Origin of the sequence: Caballeronia cordobensis (assembly GCF_001544575.2) — a bacterium.
GTDB lineage: Bacteria > Pseudomonadota > Gammaproteobacteria > Burkholderiales > Burkholderiaceae > Caballeronia > Caballeronia cordobensis.
The window spans coordinates 366,960-393,015 of record NZ_FCNY02000001.1 but is presented as its reverse complement, the minus strand read 5'-3'; the positions used below and the strand labels follow the sequence as shown (position 1 = coordinate 393,015).

At 64.9% G+C, this 26,056-nt stretch carries 28 protein-coding genes; 12 read left to right on the top strand and 16 right to left on the bottom strand.

From position 1 onward, the window contains the following. Positions 1–24 precede the first annotated feature (24 nt). From cheY to AWB70_RS01795, 4 genes are all read left to right on the top strand, one after another. Positions 25–420 carry a chemotaxis response regulator CheY gene (gene cheY / locus AWB70_RS01810; RefSeq protein ID WP_014190202.1) on the top strand — a complete coding sequence of 132 codons (396 nt, stop codon included), beginning with the start codon at positions 25–27 and terminating at the stop codon, positions 418–420. A 2-nt stretch (positions 421–422) separates the two neighbouring features. Continuing rightward, complete coding sequence (cheZ, locus tag AWB70_RS01805; protein ID WP_014190203.1) at positions 423–1,136, top strand: protein phosphatase CheZ; 714 nt, start codon at positions 423–425, stop codon at positions 1,134–1,136. Positions 1,137–1,389: 253 nt separating this feature from the next. Next, complete coding sequence (locus tag AWB70_RS01800; RefSeq protein ID WP_053567331.1) at positions 1,390–1,914, top strand: DUF2844 domain-containing protein; 525 nt, start codon at positions 1,390–1,392, stop codon at positions 1,912–1,914. Positions 1,915–1,932: 18 nt separating this feature from the next. Then, on the top strand, positions 1,933–3,246 hold the full coding sequence (locus AWB70_RS01795) for a DUF3443 domain-containing protein (RefSeq protein WP_053567332.1): 1,314 nt from the start codon (positions 1,933–1,935) through the stop codon (positions 3,244–3,246). A gap of 61 nt (positions 3,247–3,307) precedes the next feature. Here the strand turns inward: AWB70_RS01795 and AWB70_RS01790 are convergent, their stop codons facing one another. The 4 genes from AWB70_RS01790 to argS all read right to left on the bottom strand — a co-directional run bounded on the left by AWB70_RS01790 (position 3,308) and on the right by argS (position 7,571). Further along, positions 3,308–4,087, bottom strand: a complete 780-nt coding sequence (locus AWB70_RS01790) for an SDR family oxidoreductase (protein ID WP_053567333.1) — start codon at positions 4,085–4,087, stop codon at positions 3,308–3,310. Positions 4,088–4,106: 19 nt separating this feature from the next. Beyond that, positions 4,107–4,751: a thiol:disulfide interchange protein DsbA/DsbL gene (locus AWB70_RS01785; protein ID WP_053567334.1), complete on the bottom strand. Its 645-nt coding sequence runs from the start codon at positions 4,749–4,751 to the stop codon at positions 4,107–4,109. 136 nt (positions 4,752–4,887) lie between these two features. Further along, complete coding sequence (locus tag AWB70_RS01780; protein WP_045450236.1) at positions 4,888–5,658, bottom strand: SPOR domain-containing protein; 771 nt, start codon at positions 5,656–5,658, stop codon at positions 4,888–4,890. Positions 5,659–5,786: 128 nt separating this feature from the next. Continuing rightward, positions 5,787–7,571, bottom strand: coding sequence for an arginine--tRNA ligase (gene argS / locus AWB70_RS01775; protein ID WP_045451783.1), 1,785 nt, complete (start codon positions 7,569–7,571; stop codon positions 5,787–5,789). A 292-nt stretch (positions 7,572–7,863) separates the two neighbouring features. Between argS and AWB70_RS01770 the strand changes: the two genes are divergently transcribed. Next, the gene (locus tag AWB70_RS01770) at positions 7,864–8,190 is read left to right on the top strand and encodes a DUF1840 domain-containing protein (protein ID WP_014190210.1); all 327 of its coding nucleotides are present in this window, start codon (positions 7,864–7,866) and stop codon (positions 8,188–8,190) included. A gap of 84 nt (positions 8,191–8,274) precedes the next feature. Here the strand turns inward: AWB70_RS01770 and AWB70_RS01765 are convergent, their stop codons facing one another. From AWB70_RS01765 to AWB70_RS01735, 7 genes are all read right to left on the bottom strand, one after another. Then, complete coding sequence (locus tag AWB70_RS01765; RefSeq protein WP_081478133.1) at positions 8,275–8,472, bottom strand: hypothetical protein; 198 nt, start codon at positions 8,470–8,472, stop codon at positions 8,275–8,277. 177 nt (positions 8,473–8,649) lie between these two features. Further along, positions 8,650–11,400, bottom strand: coding sequence for a methionine synthase (metH, locus tag AWB70_RS01760; protein ID WP_053567335.1), 2,751 nt, complete (start codon positions 11,398–11,400; stop codon positions 8,650–8,652). After that, positions 11,390–12,451, bottom strand: a complete 1,062-nt coding sequence (locus tag AWB70_RS01755; RefSeq protein WP_053567587.1) for a homocysteine S-methyltransferase family protein — start codon at positions 12,449–12,451, stop codon at positions 11,390–11,392. The genes metH and AWB70_RS01755 overlap by 11 nt, the downstream gene beginning before the upstream one ends. Before the next feature lie 207 nt (positions 12,452–12,658). Further along, complete coding sequence (locus AWB70_RS01750) at positions 12,659–12,916, bottom strand: BTH_I0359 family protein (RefSeq protein WP_014190215.1); 258 nt, start codon at positions 12,914–12,916, stop codon at positions 12,659–12,661. Between the two features lie 137 nt (positions 12,917–13,053). Beyond that, on the bottom strand, positions 13,054–13,842 hold the full coding sequence (locus AWB70_RS01745) for an alpha/beta fold hydrolase (RefSeq protein WP_053567336.1): 789 nt from the start codon (positions 13,840–13,842) through the stop codon (positions 13,054–13,056). A 109-nt stretch (positions 13,843–13,951) separates the two neighbouring features. Next, a complete protein-coding gene (locus tag AWB70_RS01740) occupies positions 13,952–15,160 on the bottom strand; it encodes a DUF3108 domain-containing protein (RefSeq protein WP_053567337.1) in 1,209 nt (402 codons plus the stop codon). Between the two features lie 107 nt (positions 15,161–15,267). Beyond that, positions 15,268–16,089 (bottom strand): IclR family transcriptional regulator, encoded by an 822-nt coding sequence (locus tag AWB70_RS01735; protein WP_045450240.1) that lies wholly within the window; start codon positions 16,087–16,089, stop codon positions 15,268–15,270. An 82-nt stretch (positions 16,090–16,171) separates the two neighbouring features. On the opposite strand from AWB70_RS01735, the gene AWB70_RS01730 reads away from it, so the two are divergent. The 7 genes from AWB70_RS01730 to rfaE2 all read left to right on the top strand — a co-directional run bounded on the left by AWB70_RS01730 (position 16,172) and on the right by rfaE2 (position 23,262). Beyond that, complete coding sequence (locus AWB70_RS01730; protein ID WP_053567338.1) at positions 16,172–17,158, top strand: fumarylacetoacetate hydrolase family protein; 987 nt, start codon at positions 16,172–16,174, stop codon at positions 17,156–17,158. A gap of 96 nt (positions 17,159–17,254) precedes the next feature. Next, complete coding sequence (locus tag AWB70_RS01725) at positions 17,255–18,433, top strand: ABC transporter substrate-binding protein (protein ID WP_014190220.1); 1,179 nt, start codon at positions 17,255–17,257, stop codon at positions 18,431–18,433. Positions 18,434–18,451: 18 nt separating this feature from the next. Beyond that, positions 18,452–19,279, top strand: a complete 828-nt coding sequence (locus tag AWB70_RS01720; protein ID WP_014190221.1) for an enoyl-CoA hydratase/isomerase family protein — start codon at positions 18,452–18,454, stop codon at positions 19,277–19,279. Between the two features lie 45 nt (positions 19,280–19,324). Next, positions 19,325–20,080, top strand: a complete 756-nt coding sequence (locus AWB70_RS01715; RefSeq protein ID WP_053567339.1) for a PhaM family polyhydroxyalkanoate granule multifunctional regulatory protein — start codon at positions 19,325–19,327, stop codon at positions 20,078–20,080. A gap of 144 nt (positions 20,081–20,224) precedes the next feature. Next, positions 20,225–21,343, top strand: a complete 1,119-nt coding sequence (locus tag AWB70_RS01710) for a MerR family transcriptional regulator (protein ID WP_235024123.1) — start codon at positions 20,225–20,227, stop codon at positions 21,341–21,343. A gap of 428 nt (positions 21,344–21,771) precedes the next feature. Then, positions 21,772–22,647 (top strand): ferritin family protein, encoded by an 876-nt coding sequence (locus tag AWB70_RS01705; RefSeq protein WP_053567340.1) that lies wholly within the window; start codon positions 21,772–21,774, stop codon positions 22,645–22,647. Positions 22,648–22,779: 132 nt separating this feature from the next. Then, positions 22,780–23,262 (top strand): D-glycero-beta-D-manno-heptose 1-phosphate adenylyltransferase, encoded by a 483-nt coding sequence (gene rfaE2, locus AWB70_RS01700; RefSeq protein WP_053567589.1) that lies wholly within the window; start codon positions 22,780–22,782, stop codon positions 23,260–23,262. Positions 23,263–23,287: 25 nt separating this feature from the next. Here rfaE2 and AWB70_RS01695 read toward each other — a convergent pair whose 3' ends face one another. Genes AWB70_RS01695 through AWB70_RS01675 form a run of 5 tightly spaced genes read right to left on the bottom strand, consistent with a single transcriptional unit; the run spans position 23,288 to position 25,992 of the window. Beyond that, a complete protein-coding gene (locus AWB70_RS01695; RefSeq protein ID WP_045450245.1) occupies positions 23,288–23,527 on the bottom strand; it encodes a hypothetical protein in 240 nt (79 codons plus the stop codon). 33 nt (positions 23,528–23,560) lie between these two features. Further along, on the bottom strand, positions 23,561–24,382 hold the full coding sequence (locus AWB70_RS01690; protein ID WP_053567341.1) for a type III pantothenate kinase: 822 nt from the start codon (positions 24,380–24,382) through the stop codon (positions 23,561–23,563). Further along, a complete protein-coding gene (locus AWB70_RS01685) occupies positions 24,379–25,272 on the bottom strand; it encodes a biotin--[acetyl-CoA-carboxylase] ligase (protein ID WP_053567342.1) in 894 nt (297 codons plus the stop codon). Before AWB70_RS01685 ends, AWB70_RS01690 begins: the two co-directional genes overlap by 4 nt. A gap of 47 nt (positions 25,273–25,319) precedes the next feature. Beyond that, the gene (locus AWB70_RS01680) at positions 25,320–25,637 is read right to left on the bottom strand and encodes a helix-turn-helix domain-containing protein (protein WP_053567343.1); all 318 of its coding nucleotides are present in this window, start codon (positions 25,635–25,637) and stop codon (positions 25,320–25,322) included. A 7-nt stretch (positions 25,638–25,644) separates the two neighbouring features. Further along, positions 25,645–25,992: a type II toxin-antitoxin system RelE/ParE family toxin gene (locus AWB70_RS01675; protein WP_014190230.1), complete on the bottom strand. Its 348-nt coding sequence runs from the start codon at positions 25,990–25,992 to the stop codon at positions 25,645–25,647. Between the last annotated feature and the right edge of the window lie 64 nt (positions 25,993–26,056).

Below are 26,056 nucleotides of genomic sequence, written 5' to 3'. Positions count from 1 at the left end.
CATTGAGAACTCAAGGGAGTAGTGATGGACAAGAACATGAAGATCCTCGTCGTCGACGATTTTCCGACGATGCGCCGTATCGTGCGCAACCTGCTGAAGGAACTGGGCTACGGCAACGTCGATGAAGCCGAAGACGGCGCGGCCGGCCTTGCGCGTCTGCGCGGCGGCGGCTTCGACTTCGTGATCACCGACTGGAACATGCCGAACCTCGACGGCCTCTCGATGCTGCAGCAGATTCGCGCGGACGCGAACCTCTCGCATCTGCCGGTGCTGATGGTGACGGCGGAATCGAAGAAGGAAAACATCATCGCGGCGGCGCAGGCGGGCGCGAACGGTTATGTGGTGAAGCCCTTCACGGCCGCCACGCTCGACGAGAAACTCACCAAGATTCTCGAGAAGTTGGCCAAAGCCGGGAGCTGATCGTGAACGATCTGACCACTGAACTCGCAGCGGCCGTCGCTGCTGTCGCCGAAGCCGAGGGCGATCCGTCGAGCGATCGCATTCTCGCGCGCATCGGCCAGTTGACGCGCACGCTGCGCGATTCGATGCGCGAGCTCGGCCTCGACAAGCAGGTCGAAGCCGCGGCGCAAGCCGTGCCCGACGCGCGCGACCGGTTGAAATATGTCGCGACGATGACGGAGCAGGCCGCCGAGCGCGCCTTGAACGCGATCGAGCTCGCCAAGCCGATGCAGGAAGCGATGCAGACCGACGCGCAGGCGCTCGACGCGCGCTGGGCCAAATGGTACGACGCGCCGCTCGCGCAGGGCGAAGCGGGCGCGTTGCTTGCTGAAACGAGAACGTTTCTGCAAAGCGTGCCGGAGCGCACTCAGGCGACCAACGCGCAACTGCTGGAAATCATGCTCGCGCAGGACTTTCAGGATCTGACCGGCCAGGTGATCAAGAAGATTACGGACGTCGTGTATCTGATCGAGCAGCAATTGCTCGGCGTGTTGCTGGAGAACATCGCGCCGGAGCGCCGCGAGCAGTTCGCGGCATCGGCGGCGGCGTTGATGTCGTCGGCGAGCGGCAGTCCGGAAGGCCTGCTCAACGGGCCTCAGATCAATCCCGAGGGACGCAGCGATGTCGTGCAGGATCAGTCGCAAGTGGACGATTTGCTCGCGAGTCTCGGCTTCTGACGCCTATTTGCAAATAAACGTCAATTCGACCTGCTCAGCGTTACTGGACAACGCGAAGCGCATACCATTGCGCTTCGCGTTTTTCTTATGTGCGCTTGCGAACGTTAGGACTATTCCGTGTGGCTGGCATACTAGATGGTATTCGCGCCGCAAAAAGCCGCGCGAAAAGCGGTGGCACATCTGTCACTCAATCGTCAAAAGCCGGTTCGCACGCTTAAAGCGCGGGGACGGCCGGCAACCGATAGGAGGCCCAGTGAAGGCACCGAAGCAATCCCGTCATGGGCATCTGGCAAGCGCGCTCGCGATCGTCGCAGGCGCGTTGAGCGTGTGCGCCGCGGCGCCCGCCTATGCCGTGCTCGGCGGCGAGCCGATGACCGCGCCGCAAGGCGCCACGTCCGCAAAAGCCGTCGTGCGTGCGGCCGTCGCAAGCGGTGCGTCGAACGCATCGGCGACATCGGCATCGAACTACACCGTCCGCTCCACGACGCTCGCGAGCGGCACCGTCGTCAACGAATATCTGTCCGCGGAGGGCACGGTGTTCGGCATCGCGTGGAACGGGCCGCGCGTGCCGGATCTCGCCAGCCTGCTCGGCAGCTACTTCCCGCAATATCAGCAAGGCCTCAAGGCGCAGCGCGCCGCGCGCGGCGGACGGGGGCCTGTGAGCGTGCAGGATTCCGGGCTCGTCGTGGAATCGGGCGGTCATATGGGCGCCTTCGCGGGCCACGCCTATTTGCCGCAATCGTTGCCGGCCGGCGTGGCCGCCAGCGATATTCAGTAAGCGACGGGAGACTTCAGTATGCATAGCAAGACACTCGGCCTTCCCGGCTCTTTCCTTCGACGCGGCGGTTTCGCGCGCTGGCTCGGCGTGCTCTGTCTTTCGGTCATGCTCGCTGCGTGCGGCGGTGGCGGCAGCGACAGTTCCAGTTCGAGCGGCGGCGGTTCGTCGGGCGGATCGGGCGGCGGCGGCTCGGGCGGCGGCGGCAGTTCGGGCACCAGCACCGCGAACGCGCAGCCGATTCAACCCAATGGCACGAACGCGGTGCCGATCAACGTCAATGCCGGCGTCGCGAACTTCGTGAACATTCCGAACGTGTCGGTCACGGTGTGCGCGCCGGGCTCCTCGGTGTGCCAGACGATCGACAACATTCAGGTCGATACGGCGTCCTTCGGCCTGCGCATTCTCGGCTCGGCGGCGCAGAACGTGCTCGGCAGCCTGCCCGGCACGCGCGCGTCGAACGGCGGCCAGCTCGCCGAGTGCGCGGGCTTCGCGGACGGCTACACGTGGGGCACCGTGCGCACGGCCGACGTGAAGATGGGCACCGAAGTGGCGTCGGGCGTGCCGATTCAGATCATCGGCGATCTCGACGCATCGGCCGCGCCGACGGGAAGCAACGGCTGCCCGTCCGGCAACGACGAGAACGACGTCGGCGATATCGGCGCGAACGGCATTCTCGGCATTGGCCCGCAGACGGTTGATTGCGGCCCGAGTTGCGCGAGCACGGCGCTCAACGCGATGTACTTCTCCTGCACCAACGGCACGAACTGCACGGGCGTCGCGACGCCGGTCGCCCAGCAGGTCACGAATCCCGTCACGAAGTTCGCGGTCAACAACAATGGCGTGATCGTGCAGTTGCCGCCGGTTCCGGACGGCGGCGCGGCGAGCGCGACCGGCGTGCTGATCTTCGGTATCGGCACGCAGAGCAACAACAGCATCAGCGGCGTGACGAAGTACGGCACGGACCCGTATGGCGACCTCACCGGCACCTACAAGGGACAAACGTACAAGACGTTCTTCGACTCGGGATCGAACGGCAACTTCTTCCAGGACAGCTTCCCGCTGTGTTCGAGTTCGAGCGCGTTCTATTGCCCGAGCTCGGAGCAGTCGCTTTCGACGACGATCCAGGGCACCGAAGGCAACAGCGCGAACGTGCCGTTCCAGCTGGTCAGCGCGCGCACGCTGACGCAAGGCGGCAACAAGTTCGCGTTCAACAGTCTCGGCGGCCAGTTGGGCATGTCCAACTTCTTCGACTTCGGCTTGCCGTTCTTCTTCGGACGGCACGTGTATGTCGGCTTCGAGTTGCCCAACAGTTCGGCGTATGTAGCGTTCTGACGGCTTTGAGCGGTCTGCAAGGAAAAACCGGCTGCGTTTTCGCGCAGCCGGTTTTTTTGCGTCACTCGCTTTCGTTTGCTCGCGGCTTGCGCGGCGCGCGCTCGGCGAGCGCGTCGTAGAGGCGGCGCGGCAGCATGTGCATCAGCATGCCGGCGATGCGCATCTGCCAGGGAAACGTCGCGTAGCGCACCTTGCGGGCGATGGCGTCGGCGGCTTTCGCGGCGAATCGGTCGGCGTCCATCAGAAACGGCATGCGATACGGATTGTGCGCGGTCATCTCCGAGCGCACGTAGCCCGGCGCGATCGTGACGACGGCCACGCCCAGCGGGCGCATTTCGACGCGCAACGACTCCAGATACTTCGCGACCGCCGATTTCGACGCGCTGTACGCGCCGCCGCCCGGCAGCCCGCGCACGCCCGCGACGCTCGCGATGCCGACGAGCGTGCCGTGCCGCGCGGCCGTCATCGATGCGACGAACGGCTCGAATGTCGCGACCATGCCGAAGTAGTTGACGTCCATCACGGTGCGGAAGGTGTCGAGATCGCCGTGACCCGTCAGCGCGCCGCGGCTCATGCCCGCATTGGCGATGACGACATCCGCCGCGCCGTGTTCCGCGATAAAGCGGCGCGCGGCGTCGGCAAGCGCATCGGGGTCGCGCACGTCGGCGGGATAGATCGAAATGGAGTTTTGCGGATGGCGCGCCGCGAAGGCGGCGAGCGCGTCGGCGCGGCGGGCGACGAGGCCGAGCACGGCCCCGCGCTTCACGTATTCCTCGGCCAGTGCGAGGCCGATGCCGCTCGATGCGCCGGTGATGAAGACCTTCAGGCGAACTGCATTCATGCCGGCGCGGGAGAGGAGGTTACTTCTTGTCGCGGGCTTGCTGGACGAGGAAGTCCATCACCTGCGTCGTGCCCGGCAGGCTGTTGGTCATTGCCGGACCGGTCTCGTACTTGCCCTGCACGACGACCGTCGGCACGCCGTCGATCTTGTAGTCCTGCATCAGCTTGGCGTCGCGCTGCACGGCGCTTTGCGTCGAGAACGAGTTATAGGCATCCATGTATTTCTTCGGATCGACGCCCTGCGTCTTGAGGAAGTCCGCCTGCGCCTGCGGCGTGAGCAGATAGTTCTTCTTCACGTGGATTTCGTTGAACACGGCCGGCGTGACTTTCTCCGCGACGCCGAGCGCGTCGAGCGCGTGATACATCTTCGAGTGCGGGATGAAGTCGTCGCGGAACGCCACCGGCACGCGCTTGAACACGACGTCCGGGCCCTGCTTCTTCGCCCATGCTTCCAGATACGGCTCGAACTCGTTGCAGTGCGGGCAGCCGTACCAGAAGAACTCGATGACCTCGACCTTGCCCGCGGGCGCGCCGACCGGCTGCGCGGCCTGCAGCACCGTGTAGTCCTTGCCGGCGGTGGGCGCGGCCATTGCCGTGCTCGCGACGGTCACGGAAGCGGCTGCGATGCCGAGGGAGAGAGCCAACGCGCTAAACAGTTTTTTCATGATGGAAGAATGGACGCAATGGGTACGCGACGGTACGAAAACAGGCCCATAAGTGGGACATACGACGCTTAAGCCACGCTTAAAAACCGTAGGTGCGCCCGCGCTTGCCGTGGAGCAAGCGCGAAGCGCGCTGACCTTATTGCTTCGAGAAACGGATGACGGCGGTATCGACGCCCGCATCGGACAGACGCTGGCGCGCGGTGTTCATGTCTTCGAACTTCGCGAACGGGCCGACGCGCACACGATAGTACGTCACGCCGCCCGCATCGCGCTGCGTGACCCGCGATTCGAAGCCCTGGAAACCGAGCCGCGCGCGCTGCTGCTCCGCATCCGCTTGCGTCTTGTACGCGCCCACCTGCAGGAAATAGCCGGTGTTGGGCTCGCCGGGCGCGGGCGGCGTGGTCTTGCCGGCCGTGGCTGCCGAGCCGCCCTTGGGCGGCGTGGCGTTGGCGTTGCTCGTGACGTTCGGCGCGGTGGGTGCGGCAGGCGCCGTCTCGGGCTTCTTCGCGATGGACGCGCTGCCGCTCTTCGGCGCGGAGGCCGTCGCGCCCGACGGCGGCACTTCAACGATCTGCGGCTCGTCAAGCATGCCCGACGACTGCGTCTGATTGTTGGTCTGGCCCGGCGCGGTGTTGGGCGGCGTGGGCTGCGCGGCTTGCGGGACCGCCTGGCCCGGCGACTTGCCCTGCAGCGGACGATTCGGATCGTAGGGCTGCGCGGCGGGCGGCGCGGAGTTCGCTTCCGACGGCGGCGGCGCGACCTTCGCCACGAACGGCGTGGGCGCGCGCGTGATGTAGAGCGCGACGATCACGGCGATCGCGAGCCCGACGATCAGGCCCAGCACGATGCCGATAAACGTTCCCCCGGTTTGCTTCGACTGCTTCGATGTGCGGCGTGGTTTTGCCATCGTATGAATCACCTGCGAGAGAGTCTTCTGGTTGGGCGACGATTATAGCGGCGGCTCGTGGCGAGCCCGCGCCAGGCATCTGTTCACGCACGCCGAAAAATCCTATTTTCCGTGCGTGCGTGGCAGGTTCACATTTTTTGAGGAGCGGAAACGCCGATGGTCGCGAGCCCGTTTTCGAGAATCTGGCGTGTCGCCGCGAGCAGCGCGATGCGCGCGGTGCGTTCCTTCTCTTCGTCCACGAGCACGCGCTCCGCATTGTAGAACGAGTGAAATTCGCCGGCGAGATCGCGCAGGTAGAACGCGACCGCGTGCGGCGCAAGTTCTTCCGCGGCGTGCGCGAGCATCTCGGGATACTCGGCGAGCTTGTTCAGAAGCGCCATCGCGCGGTCGCTCGACAGCGGCGAAAGATCGGCTTGCGCCGCCTTTGCGATGTCGCCGCCGTAGCGTTCCTTCCAGTCGTTCAGGATCGTGCAGATGCGCGCGTGCGCGTATTGCACGTAGTAGACCGGGTTCTCGTCGTTCTGCTTGAGCGCGAGATCGATGTCGAACACGAACTCGGTATCCGCCTTGCGCGAGATGAGGAAGAAGCGCACCGCGTCGCGGCCGCGGCGGATGGTCTCTTCGTCGATCTGGTCGGGCGCGGTTTCATGGCCGGGAGCCAGGCCGCCCGACCATTCGATCAGATCGCGCACCGTCACGTAGCTGCCGGCGCGCTTGGAAATCTTCACTTCCTCGCCGTCGCGCATGACTGTGACCATCTTGTGCAGCACGTAGTCGGGATAGCCCTTCGGAATGCCCACGCCGAGCCCTTGCAAGCCGGCGCGCACGCGCGCGATGGTGCCGTGATGGTCCGAGCCCTGGATGTTGATGACCTTCGTGAAGCCGCGCTCCCACTTGGTCACGTGGTACGCGACGTCCGGCACGAAGTACGTGAACGTGCCATCGGACTTCTTCATGACGCGGTCTTTGTCGTCGCCGTCGTCGGTGGTGCGCAGCCACAGCGCGCCGTCCTGCTCGTAGGTCTTGCCCGCATCGACGAGCGCCGCGACCGTCTTCTCGACGCGCCCTTCCTTGTAGAGCGACGACTCCAGATAGAACTGGTCGAACTTCACGCCGAACGCGGTCAGATCCATGTCCTGCTCGTGACGCAGATACGCCACGGCGAAATGACGGATGGCGTCGAGATCCTCGACGTCGCCCTTGCCCTTCACGGGCTCGCCATCTTTCGCGGCGACCGTTTCGCCCGCCATGTAGTCGCGCGCGATATCGGCGATGTACTCGCCGTTGTACGCGGCGTCGGGCCAGCCCGGCTCGTTCGGCTTCAGGCCGCGCGCGCGCAGTTGCGTGGAGGTGGCGAGGTTGCCGATCTGCACGCCGGCGTCGTTGTAGTAGAACTCGCGATGCACGTCGTAGCCCTGCGTTTCGAGCAGGTTCGAGAGCGCGTCGCCGAGCGCGGCCTGGCGGCCGTGGCCGACGTGCAGCGGACCGGTCGGGTTCGCCGACACGAATTCGACGAGCACGTGCCTGCCGGCCTCGCGCGCCGAGCGGCCGAACGCGGCGCCCGCGCCCAGCACGGCCGGGATCACGTCTTGCTTCGCCGACGCGGCAAGACGCAGATTGATGAAGCCGGGACCCGCCACTTCGGCGCTCTCGACGAGACCCTTCGCAGCCGGCAGCGCGAGCGCCGCATCGACGATCTGCTGCGCGAGCTGGCGCGGGTTGGCGCGCAGCGGCTTGGCGAGCTGCATCGCGACATTCGATGCCACGTCGCCGTGCGCCGCGACCTTCGGCCGTTCGAGAACGATCGCGGGCGCGACGAAGGCCGCTTCGCTGGCGCCCTGAGTGGCTAGCGCGACCTGCTTGACCGCGTCGGTGAGGAGCGTTTCGAGAGTGTGTTTATGTGCGGGCAGCATGCTGATGTGATCCGATGGAGCGAGTCCGATGGGGTATGGCGAGTGGATGGATGCTGGCGTGCGCCCGGAACCCGGAGGCGCGAGAAAAACGCCGTTCGCCATGTCTGCGAAGCCTCGCGGACATATGACCGTTCGCCGGGTCATATACCTGCAAAGTGGGGATTTTAGCAGGTGCTAATATGTCGAATCAGGGTGTTGTCACGTTGTCAGGGAGACCGGCTCGTCTGCGCGGTTTGTGTTCAAACCGGTTTGCAAACCGCCTATGACCCAACATAAACAAAAGGACCATGCCATGCTGATCACATTCAAAACCCCGGCCGCACCGGATGTCCTGATGCTGGACAATCTCGCCGAGTACCTGCTCGGCATCATCGGCAAGAAGCTTACGGAGCGCGGCGTCATCACGCACGAAGAGCTGCCTTCGGCCATTCAGAAACTCGAAGCGGCCGTCGTCACCGACAAGAAAGAGCGCGCCGAGCACGACGGCCATTTTCACGAGGGCGAGGCGGGGCACGAGCCGCACGAGATTCCCATCGGGCTCGCGCAGCGCGCGTATCCGTTCCTCGACATGCTGCGCCTCGCGCAGAAGGGCAACACGGACATCCTCTGGGGCGTCTGAGATCCGCCGCGCTGGAGCGTCGCGCCTGAAACGAAAAAACCCGCATCGGCGACGACGCGGGTTTTTTCTTCCGATGAAACCGGCTTACTGCGACTGACCGTTCGTCCCGGATTTCGGCGTGGCCGCTTTCTTCGGCTTCTTCGGTTTCTTCTTGTGCTCGGTCTGCGGCACCGAGTACGACGACGCGGTCGTGCTGCTGGCCGGCTGCGCGATCGCCGCCGAGCTTGCGGCGAGAACGGCGGCTGCGATCGCAACGCTTACGGCGGGCGTCAGCTTCTTCATGCGACTTATCTCCGTGACGAAAAATGCGTGTCCGTCCTCGTGACGGCGCATCGCATGAGCAAGTCTACGGAAGCCAAAAAATTCCCGCCTATTGCGTGGCGCTTTTCTTCGGCATCACGCGCCGCGTATGGTTTTTTCCAACGTTCCCGCGAAAGCCCTAGTACCGCCGCGCCTCGTTCAGCGCAGCGGCGCGAGCGCGCGTTCGGCGTCCGACGTGGACATCGCCATGCGTTCGGCATAGCTCGCCAGTTGATCGTCGCCGATCTTGCCCACCGAGAAATAGGTGCTGTCGGGATGCGCGAGGTAGAAGCCCGAGACGCTCGCGGCCGGCAGCATCGCGAGCGATTCGGTCACGCTCATGCCGATCTCCTCCGCCTGAAGCACTTCGAACATATCGCGCTTGACGAGGTGATCCGGACACGCCGGATAGCCCGGCGCCGGACGGATGCCCACGTATTTCTCGGCGATCAGCGCGTCGTTGTCCAGCGTTTCGCTCGCCGCGTAGCCCCACAAATCGCGGCGCACGCGCGCGTGCAGCGCTTCGGCGAAGGCTTCGGCGAAACGGTCGGCGAGTGCCTTCAGCATGATCGCGCTGTAGTCGTCGTGATCGGCTTCGAACTGTTGTTCCTTTTTATCGACACCAAGACCCGCCGTCACCGCGAAGATGCCGATGTAGTCCTTCACGCCCGAGTCCTTCGGCGCGATGAAATCGGCGAGCGAGCGGTTCGGACGCATCACGCCGTCGACGACCGGACGCACGCCTTGCTGACGCAGGTTGCGCCATGTCATCGCGACTTGCGAGCGTGATTCGTCCGTGTAGATTTCGATGTCGTCGTCGTTCACGGTGTTCGCGGGCAGCAGCATGACGACGCCGTTCGCCGTCAGCCAGCGGCCCTGAATCAGACGCGAGAGCATCGACTTGCCGTCGGAGAACACGCGCCGCGCCGATTCGCCCACGATCTCGTCGTTGAGAATCGCCGGATAGGGGCCGGCGAGATCCCACGTCTGGAAGAACGGAGCCCAGTCGATGTAATTCGCCAGTTCCGCGAGGTCGTAGTTCTTGAACACGCGCCGGCCGATGAAGCTCGGCTTCTTCGGCGTATACGCGTTCCAGTCGATCTTCGTCCGGTTGGCGCGCGCCTGTTCGTACGTGACCATCGGCAGCGCCTTCTTGTTGGCGTGCTGCGTGCGGATGCGGTCGTAGTCGCTCTTCAGGTCGTCGAGATACTTCGCCGCGCCTTCGTCCGACAGCAGGCTCGACGCCACCGACACCGAGCGCGACGCGTCCGGCACGTACACGACCGGGCCTTCGTAGTTCGGCGCGATCTTCACGGCGGTGTGCACGCGCGAGGTCGTCGCGCCGCCGATCAGAAGCGGGGTCTGCTTGCCGCGGAAATAGTCGTCGCGCTGCATTTCCGACGCGACGTAAGCCATTTCCTCGAGGCTCGGCGTAATCAGTCCCGACAGGCCGATGATGTCCGCGCCTTCATCCTTCGCTTTCTGCAGGATGGTCGCGCAGGGCACCATCACGCCCATGTTGACCACTTCGAAGTTGTTGCACTGGAGCACGACCGACACGATGTTCTTGCCGATATCGTGCACATCGCCCTTCACGGTCGCGATGACGATCTTGCCCTTCGGACGCACGTCCGCGCCGGCATCGGCGAGACGCTTTTTCTCTTCCTCGATGAACGGAATCAGATGCGCGACCGCCTGTTTCATCACGCGCGCCGATTTCACGACTTGCGGCAGGAACATCTTGCCCGCGCCGAACAGGTCGCCGACGACGTTCATGCCGTCCATCAGCGGGCCTTCGATCACGTTGATCGGACGGCCGCCGGCGGCGTCGATCTTCTGCCGGACTTCTTCCGTATCTTCGACGATGAAGTTCGTGATGCCGTGCACGAGCGCATGCGACAGACGCGCCTCAACCGGCTGATTGCGCCATTCGAGGTTTTCTTCCTTCTTCGCGGCGCCGGTCTTGAACTTGTCGGCGCTTTCGAGCAGGCGGTCGGTGGAATCCTCGCGGCGGTTGAGCACGACGTCTTCGACCATGTCGCGCAGTTCGGCGTCGAGATCGGCATAGACGCCGAGCTGGCCCGCGTTGACGATGCCCATGTCCATGCCCGCCTGAATCGCGTGATACAGGAACACGGTGTGGATGGCCTCGCGCACCGGGTCGTTGCCGCGGAACGAGAACGACACGTTCGACACGCCGCCGCTCACCTTCGCGTGCGGCAGGTTTTGCTTGATCCAGCGCGTCGCGTTGATGAAATCGACCGCGTAATTGTTGTGCTCTTCGATGCCCGTCGCGATCGCGAAGATGTTCGGATCGAAGATGATGTCTTCCGGCTCGAAGCCGACTTCGCTCACGAGAATGTCGTAGGAGCGCTTGCAGATCTGCGTCTTGCGCTCGAACGTGTCGGCCTGGCCTTGCTCGTCGAACGCCATCACGACGGACGCCGCGCCGTAGCGGCGGATCAGCTTCGCGTGATGTTTGAAGGCGTCTTCGCCTTCCTTCAGCGAGATCGAGTTGACGATCGCCTTGCCCTGCACGCATTTCAGGCCGGCTTCGATCACCTCCCATTTCGACGAGTCGATCATGATCGGCACGCGCGCGATATCCGGCTCCGATGCGATCAGATTCAGAAAGCGCACCATCGCCGCTTTCGAATCGAGCATGGCCTCGTCCATGTTGATGTCGATGACCTGCGCGCCGTTTTCGACCTGCTGGCGCGCGACGGCGAGCGCTTCGTCGAACTGGCCGTTCAGGATCATGCGCGCGAACGCTTTCGATCCGGTCACGTTCGTGCGCTCGCCGACGTTGATGAAAAGCGAGCCGTCGGTGACGTTGAACGGTTCGAGGCCCGAGAGACGCATCGTGTGGTCGGTCATTTCCTTGATCTCTTGTTCGATGTCAAGCTGCATCGCGATACTGCGACGGAAACGCGCGCGGCTTCACTTCCGCCAGCGCCTTCGCAATCTCCGCGATATGCTCCGGCGTCGTGCCGCAGCAGCCGCCCGCGATATTCACGAGGCCCGCCGTCGCGAATTCCTTCAGCAATCCGGACGTTACGTCCGGCGTTTCGTCGAAGCCGGTATCGCTCATCGGATTCGGCAGGCCGGCGTTCGGGTAGCAGGACACATACGTATCGCACAGCTTCGCAAGTTCGGCGATGTACGGCCGCATCAAAGCCGCGCCTAACGCGCAGTTCAGGCCGAAGGTCAGCGGCTTCGCGTGACGCAGCGAATTCCAGAACGCTTCGACCGTCTGTCCCGAGAGAATGCGGCCCGACGCATCGGTCACGGTGCCCGAAATCATGATCGGCACGAGTTCGCCGGTATCGTCGAAAAGCTGGTCGAGCGCGAACAGCGCGGCCTTCGCGTTCAGCGTGTCGAAGATCGTTTCGACGAGAAAGAGATCGCAGCCCGCATCGAGCAGCGCCTTCGCCTGCTCGTAGTACGCCTCGCGCAGTTCGTCGAACGTGACGTTGCGCGCGCCCGGATCGTTCACGTCCGGCGAAATGCTCGCGGTTTTCGGCGTCGGCCCGATCGCGCCCGCGACGAAGCGCGGCTTGTCAGGCGTCGAATATTTGTTGCAGGCCTCGCGCGCGAGCTTCGCCGACTCGATGTTCATCTCCGCCGCGAGGTCTTCCATGCCGTAATCGGCCTGAGCCACGCGCGTCGCGCCGAAGGTGTTCGTTTCGAGGATATCCGCGCCCGCCGCCAGGTATTGCTCGTGAATCTCGCGGATGACCTGCGGCTGCGTGATCGACAGCAATTCGTTGTTGCCCTTGATGTCGCGGCCATAGTCCTTGAAGCGCTCGCCGCGATAGGCGGCTTCATCGAGCTTGTAGCGCTGGATCATGGTGCCCATCGCGCCGTCGAGGATCAGGATGCGCTTTTGCAGCAGCGCGGGCAGCGCGGCGCCGCGCGTGTAAGCGCGCGCGGGCGCTTTCGGAATCGCGTTCTCGGTCATGACGGACAAGGCCTGCAGCAAATGTGAAATAGCCTGACATTGTAGCCGCAGCGCGAAGCGGTCGCTGTCGCGCCCCGCGGGGGATGCCAGAGAAAAAAACCCCGCCGTTCATGGGGCGGGGTCTTCGAGAAGCGGCGAGTGTCGCCTTGAGCCGCAGGATCGTGCGGCGGCCGGCGCGGGGCGGCGGGCCGCCCCGCGCAATGCAGATCAGTGAAGCACGACGGGTTGGTTCATCAAGATATCGAACTGGCCGAGGAATTCATCGACATCCTCCAGCGACGGTTCTTCCGCAATCAGTTGCTGCACGTGTTCCCGGAACTTCGCGGCGAGCTCTCCGTCGATGAAGATCTCACGCTGCGTGTTCTTGTCGACGATCTCGTAGCCGCCCGCCTTCATGGCGAGATGGTTGTCTTGCGGCGGAAATTCGACAACGCAATAGTTGGGGCTGTTGTAGATCATTTGCATGGCGACACTCCTTATTCCTTGTTGCTCCTGGCAATCCTGAAGCGTAGTTGGAGCGATTGGGTTGGAATTCAAGGGGTGGCCTCGATGTGATGCCGGTTGTATCGAGGCTTTCTCGTGTGCAGCAAAAACCGGAACAATCAGGCCGTCCCGCGTAAGAAGTTCCCCAGCAATGCGGAAAAGCGCTGCGATTCCTCCACCGGCGACAGGTGCGCTGCGTTGAGTAATTCGAATTGCGCGCCCGGAACCGTGTCTGCGACCACCTTTGAGGCAGCATGCGGCGTGCCAACATCGTGCTGGCCCGCGACGACCAGCGTGCGTTTGTTCACAGAGGCGAGCTTGTCACGCGCATCGAAACGGCTGACCGCCTCCGCCGCGCGCGCAAACCCTTCCGCGGGCGTGCGCGCGATCGATTCCCCGATCTGCTCGACCACTTCGGGATGCGCCTTGCGGAATTCGGGCGTGAGCCAGCGTTCGAGCGTCGCTTCCACGATACTCGCAGTCCCGTTTTCGCGCACGGATGCTGCTCTTTGCGCGAACGTCGGACGCGCCTCCTCGGGGATGAACGCCGGCGCGCCAACGACCGTCAGCGTGTCCACCTTGCCGGGGTGACGGATCGCGAGCTTTTGCGCGACCATGCCGCCGATCGACAAGCCGGCCACGTGCGCCGAAGGCGCGCCGAGCTTGTCGAGCAGCGTGGCGAGATCGTCGGCGAGGTCGTCGATCGTGAAGCCGTCGGGCGAGACGGCTGTGTCGCCGTGGCCGCGCAGGTCGTAGCGCAGCACGGTGAAATCGCGGCGAAAATAGCCCGCCATCTGATCCCATACGGACAGATCGCCCGCAAGCTGATGGATGAAGACGAGCCAGGGGCCGCCGCCTTCGTTGTCGAGAACGTAACGTGTATCGATGCGATTGATCGTCAACTGCATATCGGCTCCGTAAAGAATGCGGTTTGCGATGCTGTTTCCGATGACTGCATTGAATTGCGCGCTTTCGCCGTGCCCGATGTCACGAAGTGTGACAGCCGTGAGACGGCCGTTACGGATTGTCCGCGGGCGGCGCAGTCGGCTCGGGTGGCGCGGCGGGCGCGGATTTGTCTGACGCATCTTGCGTGCCCGGTGCCGCCGGCGGTGCGAGCGCGCCGGCCCAGAGCAGTTCGATCTGCATGCCGTTCGGCTCGGTTTGCAGAATCCGCACGGGCAGCCAGCCGATCGACGGCGCGAGCCAGATATCGAGCTTGCGGCGGTCACCTTCCTTGCGCGGCAGGCGCGTGAAGTGCCGCGCCGTCGTGAAGCCGCCGCGCGCCTGCACGGTTTCGTCGCCGACGGTTTCGATCGGCCAGATTTCGTTGCTGTCGTTATCCGCCACGCTGAACTGGCGCGTGACGCCCGGCTTGTATTTGTCCGGCGCGCCGCGCACGAGGCTCGCCAGTTGCATCACGACGCTGAAGCGGTCCTGCGCGCCGTCCGCGAGCGGCTGGCTTTGCGGCGTCTTCGTGTAGACGATCTGCTTCGTCTCGCGATTAAAGATGGCGATATCGGCGGCGCGGCGGCCGCGCTGCTCGGAATACTGTTCCGGCGCGATGCCGAATCCGTCGAGATGACCTTTGCTCGAATACACAAAGGGTCCGACGAAAGGCACCGGAATCGAAACGACCATCTCGTAATGTTGGCCGTCGTTGATCCAGTGGATGATGCCGGTCTGATTCATCATGCCGTTGACGAGCGTGTCGTAACGCAGCTCGCCGGTCGGCGGAACGCTGAATTTGTCGCCCGATGCGGCCGTGGCGGCGGCGGGCGGGGCGGGCGATGGCGTCGCGGCTGGCGCCGACGCCTCGGATGTTCCTGACGCGGCGACGCCGGAAGCGGAAACGGCGGCGGTCGCGTCGGGTTGCGGAGTCGCGGCGCTCAACACGGGCGCGGGTGCGGCGGGTACGGCGGGTTTCAGCTGAACGTGCGGGGCAGCGGCGGGTTTCGGCGGCGCAGCCGCGGGTGCGGGCGGCTGCGGCGCAGGCGGCGCAACCGGCTTCGGCGTCAGCAATTCGACCTGCACGGGCGGCGTTTCGGGCGGCGTGTTCACCGGCTGCCGGTTCCGGTCGATCCACCGCATCGCGCTCAAGTGCAGACCCGCGACGATCAGCACGGCCAGCGCCCAGCGCCCCCAGCGCCGTGGCGTGGCGGATTCGGCGGCGGCATCGGGCGGCTCGCCCGACGCGGGGCGAGGACGGCGAAAGGGAAACAGTGGCATCGTGCGGAGGTGAAAAGCGCGGAGCTTGCGTCTGGCGAAACGTATCAGACAAGCGCGATCGAAGCGATGTTCCTCACGCCGCCCACGCGTTTCGCAACGTTCGCGAATCAGCGCCCCTGCGCTTTGTACCCCAGTTCATACGACAGCCCGCGCGCGCATTCGCGCAACGCGGAATCGATTTCACCGCCCCAGCGCGTATCGAACGTGCCTTCGTGCCCGAGCGCGATGAGACCGAGCGCAAGTTCGCCCGTCGAATCGAAGACCGGTGTGCAGAACGCGTGGATGGTCGGCAGCAGCATGCCTTCGACGCGCGCCGCGCCATGTTCGCGCACCTCGGCGAATAGCGGTTCGACGTCGGCGATGGTCTGCTTCATGGCAGCGAGTTCGCGATCGAGCATCGGCTGCGTCTTGCTGCGCGGCAGATACGCGGCGAAAAGCAGGCCGGTCGCGGACGTGAGCAGCGGCATGACGTCGCCCAGCCTCAGCGATGCCTTCGCCGGATGGCTCGACTCCATCCAGTGCACGACCGTCGGCCCCTGATTGCCCCATACGGCAATGCCCACCGTCTGATCCAGCCGGTCGCGCAAGTCCGCGAGCGCGATGCGCGCAAGCCGCACGCCATCGACACGCGCGAGCCGCGCGAGACCCATCTGCAACGCGAAACCGCCGAGCTCGTAGCGCCCCGACACCGGGTCCTGCGACGCGACCCCGAGCCGCAGGAAACTCACGAGATAGCGATGCGCCTTCGCCGGGCTCATGCCCGCGCGGTGCGCGAGATCGCGCAGCATCATCGCGCGCGGCTCGTTGGTAAGCACGTCGAGCAGCCGGAAACCGACTTCTATCGACTGGATGCCGGAGCGGGTTTTCTCTTCAGCGGTGTCGTTGAGGTCTTCGTCGTCGTCGGAAGCGGCGGATTGGGTCGATTGCATGAAGCTCGAAGCACAGGCGAGGGATTCACCATCGTAAAATAGATTTCCCTTAACGTCATCTCAAGTCACCGAACCCCGCTCCATGAAACTCGCCACATTGAAGGACGGCACGCGCGACGGCCAGCTCATCGTCGTGTCGCGCGATCTGCGCACGGCGGCCATCGCCGACGGAATCGTATCGACGCTGCAACGCGCGCTCGACGACTGGGCCTTCTACGCGCCGCAGCTCATGGAAGTCTACGAAGCGCTCAATCTCGGCCGCGCGCGCAACACGTTCGCGTTCGATCCGAAGTCCTGCATGGCGCCGCTGCCGCGCGCGTTCCAGTGGGCGGACGGCTCGTCGTACGTGAATCACGTCGAACTCGTGCGAAAGGCGCGCAAAGCGGAGATGCCGCCCGAATTCTGGACCGATCCGCTGATGTATCAAGGCGGCAGCGATGATTTCATCGGTCCGACGGACGACATCGTCTGCGCAACGGAATCGTATGGCATCGACTTCGAAGCGGAAGTCGCGGTCATCACCTCCGACGTCCACATGGCCGCGATGCCCGACGAAGCGCTGAAGAGCGTGCGCCTGCTGATGCTCGCAAACGACGTCTCGCTGCGCAATCTGATCCCCGCCGAACTCGCGAAGGGCTTCGGCTTCTTCCAGAGCAAGCCGGCGACGTCGTTCTCGCCCGTCGCCGTCACGCCCGACGAACTCGGCGACGCGTGGCGCGAAGGCCGCGTGCACCGGCCGATGATCGTGCACTGGAACGGCAAGAAGGTCGGCCAGCCGGATTGCGGCACGGACATGGTGTTCCATTTCGGCCAGTTGATCGCGCACGCGGCGAAGACGCGCAACCTGCGCGCGGGCGCGATCGTCGGCTCGGGCACGATCTCCAACAAGGACGCGAAGCGCGGCTACTGCTGCATCGCCGAGAAGCGCTGTCTCGAGACCATCGAGCACGGCGCGCCGCAGACGGAATTCATGAAGTTCGGCGACAGCGTGAAGATCGAGATGTTCGACGAAGACGGCAAGTCGATCTTCGGCGCGATCGATCAGGCGGTCGTGCAGCCCGAGCATTGAACGGGTTTCGCCCGATGCGGCGTGCATGAACCACGCCTTACACTTTGCCGGGCTGCTTTCGTGCAGCATTAAAACCAACAAAAAAGGAGACTTTCGATGGCGGCAGGCAAGTGGAAATTCCTCGCGGGCGCGGTGCTGACGGTTGGCGCGCTCGCCGCGACGACGGCGGCAATCGCGCAGCAGGCGCAGCACGTGAAGATCGGCCTCGTGCTCTCGCTGACGGGGCCGGCCGCGTCGCTCGGCATTCCGGCGCGCGACACCGTCGCGCTCTTGCCGAAGGAAATGGGCGGCAGGCCCGTCGATTACATCGTGCTCGACGACGCCTCCGACACCACGCAGGCCGTGCAGACCACGAAAAAGCTCATCAGCGAGGATCAGGTCGATGCGATCATCGGCTCGTCGATCACGCCGAATTCGCTCGCGATGATCGATGTCGTCGCGCAAGGGCAGACGCCGATGATCTCGCTGGCGTCGTCGTCGAAGATCATCGAGCCGGTGGACGAAAAACGCCGCTGGGTCTTCAAGACGCCGCAAACCGACGCGATGATGGCCTCCGCGATCGCCGAGCACGCGAGCAATCACGGCGTGAAGACGCTCGCCTACATCGGTCAGGCGGACGCGCTCGGCGAGACCTTCTACGCCGAAGTCGCCAAGTTCGCGCAACTGCACAAGATCGAAGTGGTCGCGAACGAGCGCTTCAACCGCACCGACCCGAGCGTGACCGGGCAGATCCTCAAGATTCTCGCGGCCAAGCCCGATGCCGTGGTCGTCGGCGCGGCGGGCACGCCGGCCGCCTTGCCGCCGAAGACGCTCGCGCAGCGCGGCTACAAGGGCAAGGTCTATCACAATCACGGCGTCGGCAACCGCGACTTCCTGCGCGTGTGCGGCGCGGACTGCAACGGCACGTTCCTGCCCGCGAGCCCCGTGCTCGTCGCCGCGCAGTTGCCCGACGATCATCCGGCCAAGCGCCTTGCGCTCGAATACATCAAACTGTACGAGGCGAAGCAGGGCGCGGGCACGGTGTCGGCGTTCGGCTCGTATGCGTGGGACGCGGGCATGCTGCTGAACCGCGCGGTGCCGATCGCCATGAAAGCGGGCGCGCCCGGCACGCCGGCGTTTCGCGCCGCCCTGCGCGACGCGCTCGAAGGCACGAAGAATTTCGCCGACACCAACGGGCAGGTCAACATGACGCCCAACGATCACATCGGCCTCGATCAGCGCGCGCGCGTGATGGTCGAGATCCGCGACGGCAAGTGGATTTATCAGCCGCGCTAATCTTTCATCGACAAGACCATGAGCGATCTCTCCCTGTATGCGGGCTACAAGTCGCTGGCGTTGCGCCGCCATCCGCACGGCGTGCTCGAAGTGGTGATGCCCGGCGCGGGCGCGAACAAGAGCGGCCTCTCCACCGCCGACGCCAACATGCACCGCGAACTCGCGGACATCTGGCGCGACATCGACCGCGATCCGGACACGCGCGTCGCGCTGATTCGCGGCGAAGGCAAGGGCTTTTCGGCGGGCGGCGATCTTGCGCTCGTCGAGGAGATGGCGACCGACTTCGACGTGCGCGCGCGCGTGTGGCGCGAGGCCCGCGATCTCGTCTATAACGTGATCAACTGCGGCAAGCCGATCGTCTCCGCGATGCACGGCCCGGCGGTCGGCGCGGGCCTGGTCGCGGGGCTTCTGGCCGATATCTCGATCGCCTCGAAATCGGCGCGCATCATCGACGGGCATACGCGCCTGGGCGTCGCGGCGGGCGATCACGCGGCGATCGTCTGGCCGCTGCTGTGCGGCATGGCGAAGGCCAAGTACTATCTGCTGCTGTGCGAGCCGGTGAGCGGCGAGGAGGCGGAACGCATCGGGCTGGTGTCGCTCGCCGTCGACGAGAACGAACTGATGCCGAAGGCGATCGAAGTGGCGAATCGCCTGGCGCAAGGCTCGCAGACCGCGATCCGCTGGACGAAGTACGCCCTCAACAACTGGCTGCGCTCGGCGGGGCCGACCTTCGATACGTCGCTCGCGCTGGAATTCATGGGCTTCGCGGGCCCGGACGTGCACGAAGGCGTGCGCTCGCTGCGCGAGAGACGCGCGCCGGATTTTCCGGGCGGCGCGCCGTTCTGACCGAAGGGAACCGCGCCAACCTCACACGAAAACAAGGAGAGTCGAATGACCGATAACACTGGCGGTACGCCGCCCTACACGATTCCCGGTTTTCCCGGATTCGGCCAGGCCGACATGATGGGCAAGATGTGGGAACTGATGCGCCTGAATCCCTTCGCCGCCGCGATGCCGGGCGGCGGGCAGGGCGTGGGTCCCTCCCTCTCGATGATGTCCGACATGCTCGCTCCGCTCACGAACATCGAAGAACTCGACAAGCGCGTGACGGACATGCGCGCCGTCGAGCAGTGGCTCAAGCTCAATCTGAACATGCTGCAATCGGCGATTCAGGCGCTCGAAGTGCAGCGCGCGACGCTCGCAACCCTGCGTGCGTTCGGCGCGTTCGCGCAGACATCGGTGGAAAGCGCGCACAGCGCGGCGGCCGACAAGGCGAAGTCCGCCGCTGCGGGCTGGCCGATGAGCGGCGCGGCGAAGCAGGAAGCGAGCGCCCCGGCGCAGCCGCCCGAAGAAGCCCCGGAAGGGGACGAAGCGGGCGAAAAAGCCTCTGCGCCGCCGCCGGGCTTCGATCCGACCGGCTGGTGGAACGTACTGCAATCGCAGTTCAATCAGCTCGCGCATCTCGCGATGCTGCAACCCGGCATGAACGGCCCGCTCAACGCGGGCGCGGCAGCGGACGATCAACCGGAAGCCGCGTCCGGAAGCCGTGCCGAGCAGCCGCCGAGCGGCGGCGAAGACAAGCCCGAAGCCGCGGCGGCGAAGAAAGCGGCCGCCCGCAAGTCCGCGCCGCGCAAGAAACCCGTCTGATTTTCGTCTCCCGGTCCGGCGGCGCGCAACGCTCCGCCGGGCCCGACGGTTCACCCGGTTTCCTCCGATTTCCTCCGATGAATGAAGCCTCATCGGACCGCGTCCCGTGTCTTCACTCGCGCGCTGAAACGCATCTCAACCCACATGCCTGTTTCGATTCTGTCTATGATGAAATGTAGACGGCGCGAAAATTTGTCCACCGTCGAAGGCGGGCACGCAACGTGCATCGGATGGCGTGAGTACATCGGGAAAGATCTGTCCATGACAAACACATCAGAACAAGACTTCGATTCCGAACCGTCTTCCGACGCCCCGGACGCGCTGGAGCAAGCGCCGCAGGGCTTTGAGGCGCCGGGACTGTCGGGAATCGGCATCGGAGCAATCGCTCAGGAAATTGGTCTGACGAAGGACACACTGCGCGTCTGGGAGCGCCGCTATGGTTTTCCGCAGCCGATGCGCTCGCCCGGCGGCGAACGGCTGTATCCGCAGGATCAGGTGACAAAGCTGCGGCTGGTCAAGCGTCTGCTCGACGCAGGGCATCGCCCGAGCAAGGTGCTCGCGCAGCCGATCGACCTGCTGCAACATCTGGCCGAAAGCTCCGGGGTCGGGCAGGACGCCCCCGACGCCGAGCTCGATCATCTGGTGTCGCTGCTGCGCAAGAGCGCCTACGAGGAATTCCGCTTCGGGCTATTGAAGCGCGCCACGCGCGACGGCCTCGAACGCTTCGTGCTGGATGTCGCCGCGCCGCTCGCCGCGCGTGTCGGCAATGCATGGGCGGCGGGCACCTTGCAGGTTTATCACGAACATCTGTTCAGCGAGGCGATCCAGTCGACCATGCGCACGCTCATGCGCCCGCTCGGCGACGCGTTGCGCGGGCGCGGCGGGCGTCCTCGCGTCCTGCTCACGACGTTGTCCGGCGAAGGCCACGGCCTCGGCATCCTGATGGCGGAAGCGATGTTCACGCTCTCCGAGTGCGAGTGCATCCAGCTGGGGCTGCAAACGCCGCTGCACGATATCGTCGATGCGGTGACGGCCCATCACGTCGATATCGTGGCGCTGTCGTTCACGGCCGTGCTGCCCGCGCAGGCGATCACCAACGGCCTGACCGATCTGCGCAACCTGCTCCCGCCGCACGTGCGCATCTGGGTCGGCGGAAGCAGTCCGGCGCTGCGCCGCAAGCTGAACGACGGCGTGTTTCACGTCGCAGGGTTGACCCCGATCGATGAAACCGTCGCGGATTGGCGTCAATCTGCCATGCTATGATCGACGACGCTCGCTGCGGCGGGCACTGGCCGCTCGCTGCGGCGGGCACTGGCGCGGACATTCGCAAGCGTGCGCTTCGCATCGCTGTCACGCGAGCACGTCATACTGCGCGGCCGGCGTGGTCCGGCGCAGTCCGGCGGCCGGCTCGGCGCCACTTGAACTTACCTCAGGCACAGGTTTCGCTCCTCACCCACGGTAGAACAAGACGCACAACAGGCAACATTTGCACGGGAAGTGCATTGTTTTCGCGGGACGCGACGCGTTGCCGCAGCGCCCAATTTGAGCGCTCGTTGTCGCATTTCGTCTTTGGCCGACCGAATCCCGCGTAAAATTGAAAGCTTGGCTGCTCGCATGCAAGGTTATTTCGCACGCGTGAGCTGAAAGTCAAATAGATATAACGTCGCATAAGTGGCATCAGGGGTGGACCTATGAACACCATGCTTTATCCGGAACTTTATAAATCGCTGGAATCCGTCCGATGGGACATGGAGAAGGACATTCCATGGGACAAGTTCGATGCGTCCCTGCTCACCGACGAGCAGGCCAGGACCATCAAGATGAACGCGATCACCGAATGGTCCGCTCTTCCCGCAACCGAAATGTTCCTGCGTGACAACCACCATGACAGCGATTTCTCCGCTTTCATGAGCGTGTGGTTCTTCGAGGAGCAGAAGCATTCGCTCGTGCTGATGGAGTATCTGCGCCGCTTCAAGCCCGACATGGTGCCGACCGAAGACGAACTGCACGCGGTACGCTTCGAGTTCGATCCGGCGCCGCCGCTCGAAACGCTGATGCTGCACTTCTGCGGCGAAATCCGCCTGAATCACTGGTATCGCCGCGCGGCCGAGTGGCACACGGAGCCGGTCATCAAGCACATCTACGAAACCATTTCGCGCGACGAAGCCCGTCACGGCGGCGCGTATCTGCGCTACATGAAGAAGGCGCTCGCGAATGCGGGCGACACGGCGCGCGCCGCGTTCGCGAAGATCGGCGTGCTGATGGCGTCGGCGCGCCGCACCGAAAAGCCGCTGCATCCGACCAATCTCCACGTCAATCAGGCGCTTTTCCCGCGCGATACCGTGCAGTCGCGGCTGCCCGATCCGGAGTGGCTCGAACGCTGGCTGGACGACCAGATCCGCTTCGACGACAGTTGGGAGAGGAAGGTCGTCGAGCGCATCCTGCATAACCTGTCGATTCTTTTCGAGCGTTCGTTCGCGACCGCGCAGGAACTGAACCGTTATCGCAAGGAAGTTACGCAGCGTCTGCAAGCCGCGCCGGGCGGCGCGGCCGAACAGCCGGCCTGACGCATTCAAGCATCGCGAAATGAGACGGCCCGCCGGGTTGAACCGGCGGGCCGTCTGCATTTCAACGATTCATTCTTGCGTGAAGCGCCATGGCACAATGCGCGCTTTCAGTACACCGCAACGAGCGTCGCCATGCCCGCCATTTTCGAACGCAAGATCATCACGCGCGAGGCGCTCGCCGCGCGCCGCACGGCGCTTGCCGGCCCCGTCGTTTTCACCAACGGCGTCTTCGACATCCTTCATCGCGGACATGTCACTTATCTCGCCGATGCGAAGGCGCTCGGCGCGACGCTCATCGTCGGCGTCAACAGCGATGCATCCGTGCGCACGCTCGGCAAAGGCGACGATCGCCCGATCAATCGCGAGGACGATCGCATGGCGCTGCTCGCGGCGCTAGAAAGCGTCGACTGGGTCGTGAAGTTTGAAGAAACGACGCCGCTGCAACTGATCGACGCGCTGCACCCGGACGTGCTCGTGAAAGGCGGCGACTACGACATGGACAAGCTGGCCGAATCGGCGCTCGTGCGCGGATGGGGCGGCAAGGCGCTCGCCATCCCGTTCGAGCACGACCGGTCGACGACCGCGCTGCTCAGGAAGGTCCGCGAGCAGTCCTGATTCTCTCGATTTCCCCGCGCGCCGCTTATTGGCCGAGCGGCGTGCTCTGAACGTTCGCGGCCGGCGCCGGTCCGCCGACGCGCGGCTGGTCGAACGCTTCTTCCGGGCCGAGCGGACGCGTCGCGAGCGCTTCGGGACGCACTTGCTGCAACAGATGATGCGGCTCGCGCGCGCCGGCGGCGGGCAACGGTCCGAACATGCCGCGCATGACGGTGAACATCAGCAAGTTGGCGAGAATAAGGAGGGCGATCAGCCAGCGCAGCATTCCTGGGCTCCGTCCGTCTATCAATTCAGCGAATCAGGATGAATGGCGTGCCGCCGCGTCGCGCGCGATGAGCGCGAGGCCGGACAGCACGAGGGAATCGTGTCGAGTATGCGGCACGTCGAGCGCGCCGGCGATTTCATTGGCCGCGCCGCCGCCGAGCACGAGACGCACCTCGGCTTGCCAGTCCGCTTTCAGGTCGCGCCACGCGCGCTCGATCAGGCTCGCCTGCGCGAGCAGGCATCCGGCGGAAAGCGCGGCGGCGGTGTCGGTCGCGAACAGGTTGCGCTTCTGATTCAACGCTTCGCGCGCGGCCGCGGGGTCGAGCGTCGGTAGTTGTGCGGTGTGGCTGCCGAGCGATTCCATCATCAGCGACCAGCCGGGCGCGATCAGGCCGCCGGTGAAAACGCCGTCGGCGCGCAGCGCTTCGAGCGTGGTCGCGGTGCCGAAGGTCGCGACCAGCAGATGCTCGCCCGGATACGCGGCGCGCGCGGCGATGAGACCGGCCCAGCGATCGCTGCCGAGGCGCGTCGGGTCGGCGTAGTCGTTGGTCACGCCGCACTGCGCGGCGCGCGCCCGCACGACGGTGCGCGGCAACGTCGGCCAGCGGGCGTCGATGAGACGCTGGATGCGGTTCTGCACCGGCATGCCGGCGACGTTCGAAATCCACGCGCTCGCCGGCGTGGGCAGCGAGCCCCAGGCGTCGAGCGCGGCGTCGTCGGCGCTGGTGGAGTGATGCGCGTGCTCGAAGGCGCCGTTCGCGAGCGGCGCGCCGTCTTCCTCGACGAGCGACCATTTGATGCGGCTGTTGCCCGCGTCGATGAGCAGATAGCGCGCTTCGTTACCCGACGCTGTCACGGACGCTCCTTCGCGAGGCGCAGCGTCAGTTCGCCGGTCGCGACGGCGCGCGGGCCTTCGGGCGCGTCGATCAGCAACTGGCCGCCGTCGTCGACGCCCGCCGCGATGCCGCGCGTCACCTCCATGCCCTGATCGATGAGCGCGACTTCGCGGCCCGCCCAGGCGTGCGCGTCGAGCCAGCGCTGGCGGAACGGCCGGAAGCCTTCGGCTTCGAAACGCGGCAGCGCGCCGTCGAGCGCGTTGAGGAGCGCGGCGAGGGTATCGGTGAGATTCGCGTCGGGCCACGCGCGCGCGAGCGCGGCGGGCGTGGCGCCTTGTCCGGGCGATGCGGCGATGCGGTTGGCGTCGTCGACTTGCGCGGCGAGCTGCTCCGCGCCGTGCAAATTCAGGCCGATGCCGATCACGACCGCCGTCGCATCCGGCGCGTTCCACGCGGTTTCGATGAGAATGCCGGCGAGCTTGCCGTCGTCGAGCAGGACGTCGTTCGGCCACTTCAGCGCCGGACGAGCGGACGGCGAGAGCGGCAGGCGCGCGAGCGCGTCGAGCACCGCCGTGCCGATGGCGAGGCTCAGACCCGACAGCCCTTCGATGGGCCGCTTCAGCACGCATCCGACCGACATCAGCAGCGCATTGCCCGGTTCGGCGAGCCATGCGCGCCCGCGCCGGCCGCGCCCCGCGGTTTGCGAATATGCGACGCGGACCACGGGCGCGGGCGCACGTGCGCCATCGCGGCGCGATGCGCGCAACTGCTCCATCAGGTCCGCGTTGGTCGACCCGGTTTCATCGACGATGTCGATGGTCCAGTCGCGCGCCGGACGCTCGGCGAGCGCCGCGAGTCGCGGGAGATCGATGCGCCAGGGCGCGTCGGGGGCGAAGGGAGTGGAGTTCATGGCGGCTATTGTAGCGGCGGGAAGGGGGTGCGAAGCCCCCGAAAACGTCACACGAAGGCGATGCGCAGCGTCTTGCCGCACGCCGTGGCGTATTTGCGCAGCGTCGCCACGGACGGCGAGTGTTTTTCGCTGATCAGCGATCCTTCGAGCCGCGCGACCGCGGACGCGGTCGTGCCCATGCGCTCGGCGATCTGTGCCTGAGTGAGGCCGGCTTCCTTGCGCGCGCTTAGCAGTGCGTGGAGGGCTTCGTATTTCGGCCCCAGGGCGTCGTAGGCCGCCTTGAACTCGGGGTCGGCGAGCATGCGGCGGTCGTCTTCTTCGGTGTGGGGGACCGGGTTGTAGCGACGTGCCAATTCACGTTGCAATCGGGTCTTAGACATTACCTTTCACCTCCTTCATTCGTGCGTGTGCGATACGCAGTTCGTCTTCTGGCGTTTGCCGGGTCTTCTTGATGAACGAATGCAACATGACGATTCGCCTGCCGGTGCCCATACAGTAGAAGACGCGGCCAATGCCGTCTCTGCCGCGCGGTCGAAGTTCGAACAGACCGCCTCCCATCGCTCTCGAATGCGGCATTCGCAAGTTTGCGCCGTGTAGTTTCATGAGATCGACCAGCCGCCAATAGTCGGAGCGTATGCCGATTGGCAGATCGCGAATCTCGCGTTGAAGCTGTTCATCGTAGTAAGCGATCGTCCAGGAACGTTCATCCGAGAGTAGCATATTTGCTAAGTTGCACTGTAAAGAATGGTGCAACCCAGTCTTCCCGTTCCCCGCATTCCCGACC